This is a genomic window from Bartonella sp. AP36NXGY, from assembly GCF_042195865.1.
Classification (GTDB): Bacteria; Pseudomonadota; Alphaproteobacteria; order Rhizobiales; family Rhizobiaceae; genus Bartonella.
This window is the reverse complement of record NZ_JBHIPD010000001.1, coordinates 43289-56774: the sequence shown is the minus strand read 5'-3', so window position 1 is coordinate 56774 and position 13486 is coordinate 43289. Positions and strand designations below refer to the sequence as shown.

Annotated in this window: 11 protein-coding genes; 6 read left to right on the top strand and 5 right to left on the bottom strand. The window is 37.3% G+C overall.

The genetic code is table 11. The features are described from left to right. Nucleotides 1-83: 83 nt before the first annotated feature. The 5 genes from cyoA to gpsA all read left to right on the top strand — a co-directional run bounded on the left by cyoA (nucleotide 84) and on the right by gpsA (nucleotide 6190). Nucleotides 84-1055, top strand: coding sequence for a ubiquinol oxidase subunit II (cyoA, locus tag ACFINX_RS00190; protein WP_375611432.1), 972 nt, complete (start codon nucleotides 84-86; stop codon nucleotides 1053-1055). A 76-nt stretch (nucleotides 1056-1131) separates the two neighbouring features. Continuing rightward, on the top strand, nucleotides 1132-3150 hold the full coding sequence (gene cyoB / locus ACFINX_RS00185) for a cytochrome o ubiquinol oxidase subunit I (RefSeq protein WP_375611433.1): 2019 nt from the start codon (nucleotides 1132-1134) through the stop codon (nucleotides 3148-3150). After that, a complete protein-coding gene (locus ACFINX_RS00180; RefSeq protein ID WP_375628427.1) occupies nucleotides 3147-3815 on the top strand; it encodes a cytochrome (ubi)quinol oxidase subunit III in 669 nt (222 codons plus the stop codon). Before cyoB ends, ACFINX_RS00180 begins: the two co-directional genes overlap by 4 nt. After that, nucleotides 3815-4783, top strand: coding sequence for a cytochrome o ubiquinol oxidase subunit IV (cyoD, locus tag ACFINX_RS00175; protein WP_375668146.1), 969 nt, complete (start codon nucleotides 3815-3817; stop codon nucleotides 4781-4783). Before ACFINX_RS00180 ends, cyoD begins: the two co-directional genes overlap by 1 nt. Before the next feature lie 399 nt (nucleotides 4784-5182). Continuing rightward, the gene (gene gpsA, locus ACFINX_RS00170; RefSeq protein WP_375652409.1) at nucleotides 5183-6190 is read left to right on the top strand and encodes an NAD(P)H-dependent glycerol-3-phosphate dehydrogenase; all 1008 of its coding nucleotides are present in this window, start codon (nucleotides 5183-5185) and stop codon (nucleotides 6188-6190) included. A gap of 1846 nt (nucleotides 6191-8036) precedes the next feature. On the opposite strand, the gene fabI is transcribed toward gpsA, so the two are convergent. The 3 genes from fabI to fabA are packed head-to-tail and all read right to left on the bottom strand — an operon-like array spanning nucleotide 8037 to nucleotide 10691. Then, nucleotides 8037-8855: an enoyl-ACP reductase FabI gene (gene fabI / locus ACFINX_RS00165; protein ID WP_375610038.1), complete on the bottom strand. Its 819-nt coding sequence runs from the start codon at nucleotides 8853-8855 to the stop codon at nucleotides 8037-8039. A 48-nt stretch (nucleotides 8856-8903) separates the two neighbouring features. After that, nucleotides 8904-10124 carry a beta-ketoacyl-ACP synthase I gene (gene fabB / locus ACFINX_RS00160; protein ID WP_375628420.1) on the bottom strand — a complete coding sequence of 407 codons (1221 nt, stop codon included), beginning with the start codon at nucleotides 10122-10124 and terminating at the stop codon, nucleotides 8904-8906. A gap of 57 nt (nucleotides 10125-10181) precedes the next feature. Then, a complete protein-coding gene (fabA, locus tag ACFINX_RS00155; protein WP_273722474.1) occupies nucleotides 10182-10691 on the bottom strand; it encodes a 3-hydroxyacyl-[acyl-carrier-protein] dehydratase FabA in 510 nt (169 codons plus the stop codon). Between the two features lie 232 nt (nucleotides 10692-10923). Here fabA and irrA point away from each other — a divergent pair, with 232 nt between their 5' ends. Beyond that, a complete protein-coding gene (gene irrA / locus ACFINX_RS00150; protein WP_375612837.1) occupies nucleotides 10924-11436 on the top strand; it encodes an iron response transcriptional regulator IrrA in 513 nt (170 codons plus the stop codon). 46 nt (nucleotides 11437-11482) lie between these two features. Here the strand turns inward: irrA and ACFINX_RS00145 are convergent, their stop codons facing one another. Both ACFINX_RS00145 and rpsU read right to left on the bottom strand, forming a co-directional pair. Then, nucleotides 11483-12043, bottom strand: a complete 561-nt coding sequence (locus ACFINX_RS00145) for an SH3 domain-containing protein (protein WP_375612838.1) — start codon at nucleotides 12041-12043, stop codon at nucleotides 11483-11485. A gap of 1060 nt (nucleotides 12044-13103) precedes the next feature. After that, on the bottom strand, nucleotides 13104-13337 hold the full coding sequence (rpsU, locus tag ACFINX_RS00140; protein WP_012754552.1) for a 30S ribosomal protein S21: 234 nt from the start codon (nucleotides 13335-13337) through the stop codon (nucleotides 13104-13106). Nucleotides 13338-13486: the final 149 nt, after the last annotated feature.

The following is a 13486-nucleotide window of genomic DNA, read 5'->3' as shown; positions in this document are numbered from 1 at the left end:
TCTTGATAATTATTTTCAAATCTGTACAATGTGAGGTATATATTTATGACAGTTTTTAGTGCGTATGACGGGGGTAAATAGAGATGAAAAGCTTTGTTAGACAATTAGAAATGCTTGTGATTTTAGGGGGAGCACTGCTTTTGTCTGGTTGTAAAATTGATGTTATGCAGCCATCAGGTTATGTTGCACGTCAACAGCTCATTTTGATCGTTGTTTGTGTGGTGGTGATGCTTTGTATTGTTATCCCAGTTATGGTGAGTGTGGTATTTTTAGCTATAAAATATCGTGCATCGAATATGAAAGCGGACTATTCTCCTGATTGGGCACATTCAAATAAAATTGAAGCATTGATGTGGGGTATTCCAGTTGTAATTGTAATGGTTTTAGGTTCATTAACAGCTTATTATACCTATAAGCTTGAACCTACAAATCCTCTTCCAGTGGAAGTTGTAGGTGAAGGAAAGCCATTACAGATTGATGCTGTTGCTCTTGATTGGAAATGGCTTTTTATTTATCCTGAATACGGTGTTGCATCGATTAATGAGATTTATGCGCCTGAAGGACGTCAAGTTTTATTGCAATTGACGTCAGAGAATTCTGTCAATGCTTTTTGGGTTCCCAAATTGGGTACAGTTCTTTACGCTATGCCGCAGATGAATGCTAAGTTGCATTTGGTCGCTGAAGAGCAAGGAGTATTCAAAGGAGCCTCAGCAAATTATAGTGGTGATGGTTTTTCGGGTATGCGGTTTAAGTGGCATTCTGTGTCTTTGCAGGATTTTGAGGATTGGATTGTAAAAGCTCGGGCTAATGGTCGAGTACTTGATCGTTCATCTTATCGTCAACTTTCTATTGCGCCTCGTATGGGTGATATTGCTGCGAAGGAAAAAGATGCTGAAGTTCGTTATTTTGCACCTGTTGAGAAGCGGCTTTACTATCGTGTTGTGAATCGATGTGTCGATGAAAAGACGGTATGTAATGAAGATTTAATGAAACGTGCTGCTGCTCAGACGCTATGGGGTGCACTATGTTCAGTATTTGATCCTGATGTTATTTAACAGAGTCAATAAAGTAAAGAGCCCTTTTAACAAAGGTTTCTTTTAAACTTGAATTTCATTTGAAATGGGTTGAGAAATGTTTGGAAGACTTACAGATCCTACGGCAGGTGCTTTTCATGCGCTTGCACATGAACCGATCGTTTTGTATACATGTATTGCGATTGTTTTGGTTGGTTTAATTGCTGTTATTGCTCTAACAGTACTTGGGTGGTGGGGGATTCTATGGCGAAATTGGATTACAACGGTTGACCATAAACGCATAGGTATTATGTACATCGTTCTTGGAATTATTATGCTTGTTCGCGGTTTTGCGGACGCACTTATGATGCGAACGCATCAAGCTTTAGCTCTTGGGAGTGAAACAGCAGGTTATTTGCCCCCTGAGCATTTTGATCAAATTTTTTCGGCGCATGGTACGATCATGATTTTTTTCATGGCCACGCCTATTTTATTTGGTCTTTTTAATTATCTTATACCACTTCAAATTGGTGCGCGTGATGTTGCTTTTCCCTTTGCAAATAATCTAGGTTTTTGGATTACGGCTGCAGGGGCGATATTGATTAACATATCCCTAGGTGTTGGGAATTTTGGTCGTGGTGGTTGGTTGATGTATCCACCTTTTACAGAATTGCAAACGAGTCCAGATACAGGGGTAGATTATTATTTATGGTCACTTCAGCTTTCTGGTATTGCAACAACAATGGGATCAGTGAATTTTATTGCAACGATGATTAAAATGCGTGCTCCTGGAATGACAATGATGAGAATGCCTATTTTTTGTTGGAGTGCTTTTGTCAGCAATGTTCTTATTGTAGTCATTTATCCTGTTTTGGCTGTAGCATTTGCACTCTTGGCATGTGATCGTTATTTGAACATGAATTTCTTTACCAATGTTGGTGGCGGAAATCCGATGGTATGGATTAACTATGTTTGGGTTTTTGGTCATCCTGAGGTTTATGTTTTGGTTGTTCCTGCTTTTGGAATTGTTTCTGAAGTTGTATCAACTTTTTCTTCAAAACGCCTCTTTGGTTATACTTCAATGATATGGGCCATGTTGGTTATTTTGATTCTTTCGCTTCTTGTTTGGGGCCATCATTTCTTCACAATGGGTGGGGGTGAAGCTGTAAATACCTTCTTTAGTATTGCTACGATGATTATTGCAGTTCCAACCGGTGTAAAAGTTTTTAATTGGCTGCTTACGATGTATAGAGGTCGGATTCGCTTTGAGCCTCCTATGCTTTGGTGCATGGGTATGATCTTTACATTTGTTGGTGGTGGATTAACAGGTGTTTTATTATCTATTGTTCCTGCTGATTGGCAGTTTCATAATTCGCTCTTTTTGATAGCACATTTCCATCATACAATTATTGGAGGTGTGGTTTTTGCGTACTTAGCGGGGATTGCATTTTGGTTTCCAAAAGTTTTTGGTTATAAACCAAATCGCATACTAGGTATTACATCTTTTTGGTGTTGGTTTATTGGTTTTTACCTTGCCTTTTTCCCCGTTTATGCGCTTGGTTTAATGGGGGCGACGCGTCGTCTTCAGCATTACATGGAACCTAGTTGGCAGCCGATGTTTATTATTGCTGCATTGGGTGCTTGTATTATCTTACTTGGTATCCTTTGTTTTGTGCTACAGGTTGTTTTGGCGATTTGGTACGGTATTAAGCATAAAGGGCACTTACCGGTAACATTAAATGATTCTTGGGGTGATGCACGTACACTTGAATGGTTTACCTCTTCACCGCCTCCTTCTTATAATTTTGCCCTCCTTCCAAAGATACAGTCTGATGATGCTTATTGGAATATGAAGAAAAGTGGTTATCAACGGCCGACAAGTGGATTTACAAAAATTCATATGCCATCGAATACATCGGCTGGAATTATTGCTGGCTTCTTCTCATTAGTTGTTGGTTTTGCGCTTGTTTGGCATATTTGGTGGCTTGTTGCGGTTGGACTGGTTGGTTTTATTGCAACGCTTGTGTGTCATTCATTAACAGGTGATCATCATGGTTACTATATTCCAGCTGAAGAAGTGCAAAAAACTGAAGATGCCTTTACGGCTGTTCTTAAAGAACAAGGAGTGACAGTATGAGTGCTGTAACAATGAATAACGCGAGTACTATAGATGAACTTCACCACGATAGTAGCTCGGTAATGACGTTTGGTTTTTGGGTCTATATTCTTTCAGACTTAATCCTGTTTTCGACACTGTTTTCAAGTTTTGCTGTATTTTCTGCTTCTTATGGTGGTGGTAAAGCGGGCAGTGAGTTTATAGATTTAAAGTTTGTTTTGGTTGAGACTGCTTTCTTGTTGTTTTCGTCCGTCACTTATGGCTTTGCAATGGTACAAGCACATAAAAATAACATCAGTGGTGTGCGTTTATGGATGGCTATTACCTTTGGATTGGGGTGTTGCTTCATTGGTATGGAACTTTACGAATTTCATGAACTTTTGAGTGAGGTTTTTTATTTTGATCCAAATGCTTATGCGGGTATTGATCCTGCAACAGGTTTACAGCTTTTTGGACGGGAAATTCTCTCTGCTTATTGGTCAGCATTTTTTGCTTTGGTTGGCACCCATGGACTTCACGTAAGTGTTGGCCTTCTTTGGATGGTTGTGATGTTTTTTCATCTTCGTCGTAATGGCTTGGATCAGAACAATAAAACACGTTTAGCATGTCTTTCCATTTTTTGGCATTTACTTGATATTGTATGGATTGGTGTTTTCACCATGGTTTATCTATTAGGAGCGTTGTGATGAGCGTGCAAAATGAAACACATGGTCCCAGTACTGGTTCCTATTTGGTTGGTTTTATTCTGGCTGTATTTTTCACTTTGGGTTCTTTTATTCCTGTGATGTATGGAATGATGGAAAGTTGGGCAGTTAGTACAAAGGTTGCGTATCTTATTGGGATGGCGATTATTCAGATTATAGTACAAATTGTTTTCTTTTTGCACTTGAATTCTGGTCCAGACGCCAAGTGGAATTTAAGCGCGTTGTGGTTTGCTGCTATTTGCGTTTTTGTTATTATTGGGGGAACTTGGTGGGCTATTTCTCATTTGAATTATAATATGATGGGTGGTTCAGGACGTGTTATTGAACCGGAAATATCAAGTAGAGATGATTCTTCAGTGTCTGAGCAGTTATCAAACAAAGATATATCCGTAAGAAAACAGCCAGAAAAGATACAGGGCTCAGAGGTTTCGATGGAGCAAGGTGCAAGTACGCAAACTCTTGTAGATCAAGCACCTGGTTCAGAAATGCCTATGGGGCAGGGTCTAAGTACGCAAACTCCTGTAGATCAAGCACCTGGTTCAGAAATGCCTATGGGGCAGGGTTTAAGTACGCAAACTCCTGTAGATCAAGCACCTGGTTCAGAAATGCCTATGGGGCAGGGTTTAAGTACGCAAACTCCTGTAGATCAAGCACCTGGTTCAGAAATGCCCATGGGGCAGGGTCTAAGTACGCAAACTCCTGTAGATCAAGCACCTGGTTCAGAAATGCCTATGGGGCAGGGTTTAAGTACGCAAACTCCTGTAGATCAAGCACCTGGTTCAGAAATGCCCATGGGGCAGGGTCTAAGTACGCAAACTCCTGTAGATCAAGCACCTAGTTCAGAAATGCCCATGGGGCAGGGTCTAAGTACGCAAACTCCTGTAGATCAAGCACCTGGTTCAGAAATGCCCATGGATCAAGATCCAAATACGCAGTTTCCTGTGGAGTAGTTGTTAGAAATATCTACGGAGCTGATGCGGCATGTATCAGCTTCGTAGAAGAAATTTGTAGGATATAAAGCAGGAGATAAGTACAAGATATCAGTGGAATGAGTATCATTATTTTGAATATACTTTTAATTTAAAAAAGAAAGTCCGTGGGGTATTTAGTCAAGCTTTAATTTTTGAGACAAATAGCTATTTGTAGAATATACAAAAAGTGATATTTGTAAAATTTACTACAAAGAAAGAGAATGTGCGAAACAAATTTTTATATTGTGTGAGATAAAAAAGCTACGAAGCAGTAATATTTTTAGATTTAAAGAATTTATATTAAAGATAGCATTAAAATTATTTGTAATAATAATATGCAATTGAAATCAAAAATTTAGAGAATAATCAGAAAATTTAATGAAAACCGTTGCAATGACAGTTATAGGTGCTGGTTCTTTTGGTACTGCATTAGCGATAGCTCTTGCCCGTAATGGTCATAATGTTTTACTTTGGGGATATAGTCCTCAACATATCAAAGAATTACAGGAACAACGTTGTAATCAAGTATATTTACCCGATGTTCGATTTCCTGAAAATTTATTACTTGAAGCTTCCCTTGAAACTGCAATAACGGCAAGTCACAATATATTAATCGCTGTTCCAAGCCATGTATTTCATCAAGTTTTGTATAATATTCAGCCTTATTTAGATCAGCATTCACGCGTTATTTGGGCTACAAAAGGTTTAGAACATGGTACTGGACGTTTCTTACAAGAGGTTGCTCGTGAGATTTTAGGTGAAAAAATTCCTTTAGCTGTTTTTTCTGGACCAACTTTTGCGCAAGAACTAGCTATTGGTTGGCCTACTGCAATGACGATAGCAGCTTCTGATGTTGAGTTTGGTAAAGAATTGCAGCAACTTTTTCATTGTGACAAAACTTTTAGAGTTTATAAAAGTTCAGATATGATTGGTGTTCAATTAGGGGGGGCCGTCAAAAATGTTATTGCTATTGGTGCAGGAATATCAGATGGCATAGGTTTTGGGGCAAATGCACGAATAGCTCTTATCACACGAGGACTAGCTGAAATCAGTCGTTTAGGGGGGGCTATGGGTGCTGAGCTTTCCACATTTATGGGAATGACAGGCTTAGGTGATCTGGTTTTGACATGTACTGATAATCAGTCGCGTAATCGCCGTTTTGGAATACTTCTTGGTAAAGGAATAGATATAAAAGAAGCAGAAAAACAAATTGGTCAGGTTGTGGAAGGATACTTAAATACCAAGGAAGTATATACGTTGGCGCAGCGTATTGGGGTAGAAATGCCCATTGTAGAACAAATTTATCAAATTCTCTATTGTGGTAAAAATATAACTGAAGCGGCAAACACATTACTAAGCCGCGCCCTCAAGGACGAAATTCAATAATATCCTGTTTTTTAATAATTCCAATCGTAAAAAATAGAAACATGCTATGATAGACATATAAAATAGATTTTATTGATGGTTGTATAAGGCAGTCATATTCCAGAAAATTATAGATTCATATCATTCGATTCTTTATGAAACATGGCTGAAATATAAAAGTTTTGGCTTTTGTCTAAGAGCTATCTCTTTTAAGATAAATTATCGTTTCCACTTACACATGTTTATGTAATGTAATGAACAAGATATTTTTATTGTCTCTTAAATTCATCTCACAATGATATTTGCAAACAGAATAGTACAAGACTCATTAGGTAGAAGCATCTTATTTATGTAACGTATAAGCTAAGAATATCGGGGCAGGGATATTGTGAATCTCTGTTTTTGTAATTCTTTAAAACAAGAAGACAATCTAATTTGGGAAGAAGATGAAATTTTAAAGCTGAAAATCTGTTCCCATTTCTACAATCATTTTTAAATTCAGTTTTACGCTATCTAAAGCAATATCTTTTAAATAATGGAGATTATCTCACACCTTTATTTTTCTCATTTTCTAATGAAAGCATTTTTCTGATGTGTCAGGTAAAATAGAACGTCCAAAAAAACACGATTGCTGTTATATATTCACGTGCTTGTTTTAAAGAGACCTCTCTTAAAAATCCTAAGTCCAATTTGCGACGGTGACTGTGAATAGTGTAACCGATAAAGCTATTGTGCACATCCCCATCTTTATGTTTATGAAGGAGGAAGACGAGCATCATTACACCCCCAAATGTTGTGAGACAGCTCTTGGCACTTGAAGCTGTTCAGTAGAGATATTTAAGCCTTTTATTTTCTCACATGTCAATTCTGTTTTTTATATGCAAGAAATGATTTTTGGAATTATAACTTTGAAAGTCTAAGATTGAAAAAATGTTATTGTACCTGTTTGTGGCTGTCATTTAAACTGAAAAATAATGTGATTATAAAGATAAAAAATTGATTTATATAAATAATTCATTTTATTTTTGTATTGAGTTAATTAAAAGTATATGTTTGCTTGTCACAAGCGGGTTAGTATGTGGATAAAAATTATTAAAGATACTTCTAATGAATCATCTCAAGTGTCAAGGGTTGTTTCAATATTAGAACATGGCAAGTAAAATGACGGTGTCGGTTTGTCATCTGTATAAACATTAAAATGGTGGTAAAAAAAGGATTTTATGTACTTCACAAGGATTTTTTATATGTTCTACAGGTACCATTGTGAAATGGAATGGCGTGCATTGAGAGATATCTTTAAAAAATGCATGAAGGAGAAACAGCTATAGTGTTTTTGGGTGTTCTATTTTACCTGACACATCAGAGCAATGCTTTCATTAAAGAACAATAGTAAGATTAATGATTGATTTCTTTACGCCTTCATATTCATCCTAAATTAGATTGTATTTGCGTTTCAAGAATAAATCAAACGGTAGGAATATTTTTTTCAATTTGCTACACAAAAGCTGAAACTAAGGGTTTTAATAATTCTCTAATCTCTGTTTCAAACTGCGGTGGCATGAGGGTTGGATATTGATTTATAAGCAATGGCAAAAGCGTATGCTTTAGTAAGGTAAATAACGTCATAAAATACACACTTTATCAACCATGGATTGAAGAAATATTCCGGCTTTTATAAAATATTTTGCGAAACAAGGCATCGTACATCTGGTTTTGTATTGACTTATTCTTACAAACATTTGCACATATTCCTTACGTCATATTATTATAAGTCAATACACTATTATATAGCTGAGAAAGTACTCAATACCCGATTAAAGCACTATGTACATGATTGATTTTCTTTTTTAGTGCAATGAAATAAATTTTATTCTTCTTGGGAATCGTCACTTTTTTTCAGTTCTTCAAGTATTGGCATAGACATGATGTTATAGCCTGAATCAACATAATGGATTTCACCTGTAACACCTGATGATAAGTCAGAGAGTAGATAAAGAGCAGATTTTCCAATTTCATGAATATCTACGGTACGCCGTAATGGGGCATTACGGCGTTGATGTGAAAATATTGCCCGTGCAGCTGCAATACCATTACCTGCTAAAGTTCTAACAGGACCAGCGGAAATCGCATTGACACGAATATTTTGAGGACCAAAGTCCGCTGCTAAATAACGTACCATAGCTTCTAAAGCTGCTTTAGCAACACCCATGATGTTATAATTAGGCACAACTTGCTGTGAAGCACCATAGGTAAGAGTTAAAAGTGTTCCTCCATTGGGCATAAGCTTACCCGCGCGCTGGGCAATTTCAGTAAAGGAATAAGCTGAAATAACCATCGTGCGTTGAAAGTTTTCACGTGTTGTAACATCAACGTAACGCCCTTTTAGCTGAGTTTTATCTGAAAAACCAATGGCATGGACAATAAAATCAATTGTTTTCCATTCTTTTTCAAGTTGCTCAAAGACGTAATCAATATTTTCACTTTTTTCAACGTCACACTCTAGCACTAATTTGCAGCCAAGTTTATCTGCTAGGGGATGAACACGTTTTCCAAAAGCATTTCCTTGATAAGTCAACGCTAATTCCGCTCCTGCTTGTGCGAGCTGACAGGCAATGCCCCAAGCAATTGAATGGTCATTCGCAATTCCCATAATAAGGCCGCGTTTGCCCTCCATCAAACCTTTCATATTATTCTCCGTAAGACCGTACTTTTTTCAATTACTAAGAGCTTTTGTTTATACATAACGTTGGAAAACAAGCGTTGCATTGGTACCGCCAAAGCCAAAAGTATTCGACAATACGGTATTCAGTTGTTGATGATCACGTCGTTCACGAACGATTGGCATATCAGCAAAAGCTGGATCAAGTTCTTCAATATGGGCACTTTCACAAATAAAATTATGATTCATCATTAACAATGTATAGATTGCTTCGTGAACACCTGCTGCTCCCAAGGAATGTCCTGTTAGAGACTTGGTAGCGGAAATGGGGGGGCATTGATCACCTGCTCCAAAGACACGACGGATAGCTTCTATCTCAGGAGGATCACCAACAGGAGTTGCTGTCGCATGGGGATTGATATAATCAATTTTATTATCGACTGTTGCAAGGGCCATGCGCATGCATCGTTCTGCTCCCTCTCCTGATGGGGCAACCATATCATGTCCATCGGATGTCGCACCGTATCCAACGATTTCTCCGTAGATTTTTGCACCACGTGCTTTAGCAAGTTCTAAATCTTCAAGGACTAAAACGCCAGCACCTCCAGCAATGACAAAACCATCACGATTAACATCATAAGCACGTGAAGCTTTGTGAGGAATGTCATTATATCTGCTGGACATAGCGCCCATGGCATCGAATAAAACAGATAGTGTCCAATCCAAATCTTCGCAGCCACCGGCAAAGATGCGCTTCTGTTTACCATATTGTATCATTTCGTAAGCATTACCAATACAATGATTGGAGGTAGCACAAGCTGAAGAGATTGAATAATTGATCCCCTTTATTTTAAAGAAAGTTGCTAATGTTGCAGATGCTGTGGAACTCATCGCTTTAGGGACAACAAAAGGTCCAACACGTTTTGGACCTTTTTGGCGTGTAATGTCAGCAGCTTCTACGATTGAATGTGTTGAAGCACCTCCAGAACCCATAATAATACCCGTGTGTTCGTTCGATACTTCATGCGGTTCTAGACCCGCATCAGCAATTGCTTGATCCATGGCGATGTGATTCCATGCTGTTCCACGCCCATGAAAACGTAGAGCACGTCGATCTACGAGTTCTTCTATATTAATATCGGGCTTGCCATAAACTCTGCTACGAAAGCCTAATTCAGCATATTGAGGTGCGTAAGAAATTCCGGATTTTGCTTCACGTAAACTGGTTAAAACAGCTCCAGGATTATTTCCAATTGCGGAGACAATTCCCATTCCGGTTACAACAACTCGACGCATTCATACCTCCTCGTTCCATACAGAATAGTGAAAAGTTCTTTCTGACGGAAATAACGTTCAATCTTCTTTGAATAAAGCAACGCGTAAATCGTTCGCCTTATAAATAGTCTCTCCATCTGCTTTTAGCCACCCATCAGCTATTCCTAAGACTAAATTTCCACGTCGAATACGCTTAAAATCTATTTCATATTCAAGAATTTTGGTTTGTGGAGTTACCATCCCTGATAACTTTACTTCACCTGTTGATATTGCTCTTCCTTTGCCTGGTTCGCCTAGCCAACCAAGAAAAAAACCTGTTAATTGCCACATACCATCCAGTCCGAGACATCCTGGCATGACGGGATCGCCTATAAAGTGACAATTAAAGAACCACATGTCTGGTGTAATGTCAAATTCGGCGCGAACCATTCCTTTATCGTATTTACCATCAGTTTCACTAATTTGAGTGATTCGATGAATCATTAACATTGGCGGTGCTGGCAATTGCGCATTACCTCTACCAAACATTTCGCCGCGAGCGCAGCTTAGAAGCTCTTCATATGTGTAGCGAGACTTTTGTTCAGCCATTGTTACTCCATTTATTTGCATATATCTTTATTTCTGCGCTTTTCCCAACCTACTTTTAGAGCAAATTTTAAAGAGAGGGAAATGATTTTATATCATTTTTAATGACAAAAGCCTTTTTTTATGTATTCTACATAGGTAATTATTTAAAAATGGAATACAAGATTACACCATACTATTCCCATTTTTTTGTATTTTGATCTTATTTAGCAGGAATATATTTGGGTTTGTAATTATGTCAGTGAGTGCAGACAATTTAGATATGAATGAAGAGCAGCAGTTCACAAAAGAGTGTGGAAAAATTGTGCAATATTATTCCATTTCTATGTTAGAAAAACATTTGCGTCAAAATGGTCTGCGTCCAACACGTCAGCGGTTGGAACTTGCACATATGATTTTTTCTCAAGGAAATCGTCATATTACTGCTGAAGAGCTCTATGAGGAAGCGGTGAGGGCAGGTGTACCTGTATCTTTAGCAACGGTTTATAATACGCTTCATCAATTTACGGAAGCGGGATTATTACGGATTATTGCCGTAGAAGGCTCAAAAACTTGGTTTGATACCAATACCTCTGATCACTACCATTTTTATATAGAAGGCGAAAATCGTATTCTTGATATTCCTTATAATTTGGAAGAAGCTCCCATTATTAGAAATTTGCCTAAGCCACCAGAAGGTATGGAAATTTCACATGTTGATTTAATCGTGCGATTGAAACCAAAAAATCAATCTTGTGATAGGCAGTGAGGATATTCAATGAGGAATAAAAATTAAACTTGTTGAGTTTGAGTATTCACCAACCTTTTACTTTTTCATCAGGATAGATTCCCCATAACTGGGGTTGCTGAAGCCATCCGCGCGTATTATTAATGTTTAGTTCGCACCATTGTCCATCACATTGGCGGATGTTACCAATGACGTTAGGTTCTACTTCCGCCACAAGTTCTGCGTTGTCGGTGGGGTTTTTTCGTAGCATCAGCCTTTTTGTTTTATCTTTTTGCCATGGAATAGTTATAGCAGTTCGCTTTCCCGATAAAAGCGATTGATACACCCATCCCTCATCGCCTTCTGCATCACGAATTTTGCGCCATTGATCATATTCTTGAATGATTTCAATAGGTAAGCCCTTCTTTTTGTAGGTGAAAATGATTGAATAGTTGCTTCCTGGTCCGACGCGTACATTAACGCTGGTGGGTTTAATCGAAGCAAATCGCGGAAGTGGTAAACCACTGGGCCCTAAATTTTGATTAAATGTTTGTGCATGCAACAAATGAGATGAACCCAATACAATGACTATTGCTATTAAGATACATGATATGAGTATTGAAACGCGAAACCAACGAGAATTTTGCACACCGAACTCCTTTATTTCGTCATATATTGGAAATTTAAAATCTGAAAGATAAGACTGGAAACTGATAAAAAGTATGACACATTGCTCGTTAAAGAGATCTAAACGATGAAAAAATTGCTACAAAAATATCAAAATAAGGAAAACAAAAGGTTTGTATTTCTTAGTGCTTATCTTGTTTATGAGGGGGTAGATATAAATAAACATTAGATTTTTATGTAGCTGTAAGCGTGATAAAACAGTAAAGTATATTGGAGCCATAGGCAGTTTTTGTACAGGAAATTAGGGCTAAAGTATTGCATCTCTTTTTTGAGTTTGTTTCTCAAAGTAAAAGTGCATGTATGCATACTATGAACAAAGAGCTGTTCAGAAAGGGATTATTGTGTGGCTTGAAAAGAAGTTTTGAATGAACAAAATAATACGATAAATAAAACATTTAAGCGTAAAAATATGAGCAACATTATAGAGTAGATTGATATATGAAGGGCTAATTTTAACAGGACACTTTTTCGTGATAATTCATTTATAAAATTTTCTACACTCTAATCTTATGCCATGATAATGCTTATCCGTATGGTAGATAAGCTGGCTCCATCGTTCTATTTACCAGCTTTCAATGTTATGCAGTTCCTATTATTTATAGTGTTTATAAGAAGCATTTTTGTTTTGTAATCAGACCTAGGATGATCGAAAGATGTAGAATATTTAATGACAAAAAAGAAATTCATCATGAAATTTGCACATAAGAAGCAGTTATTTAAGAGATATCCAGAAGGAGAAAATTATAGCAAAAAGTGATAATAAAACACCCCGCACTCAATTTACATAGGAAAAAGTCGCTTAAATATCTCAAGTGTAGTTTGTTATCTATTTTTAAAATATAAGAGTGAAATAAAAACCACCTCTATGATAGAAACCTTATTATTTTCAAACAACTAACATATTAGATAACATTGTACATAAAAACCTACACAAGCAATTCATCGCAATTGCCTATGAAGATAAAATTTTCTAGTAGCTTACTATCTATTGCTTATGCAATTATATAATATCATAAAGCACATTACTTTACCGCAACAGTCCGTCCGTTACTAACAAAACCTTCTCTTTGTGCACGCTTACGAGCAAGCTTGCGTGTACGACGAATAGCTTCAGCTTTTTCACGAGCACGCTTCTCAGATGGCTTCTCATAATAACTACGCATTTTCATTTCACGGAAGATACCTTCACGCTGCATCTTTTTTTTCAACGCGCGGAGCGCTTGATCAACATTATTATCACGAACGAGTACTTGCACTATTTATCCTGCTTTTTTCAGTGTCACAAATAATAGGAAAACCTACGTCCTTTTAAAGGCATATCCAAAAGGACAGAAACTTATACCATATAAATAAGACATTTGTCTATATCGCTTTTAAAAATTCTATTTTTTTTGTAATAAAATGC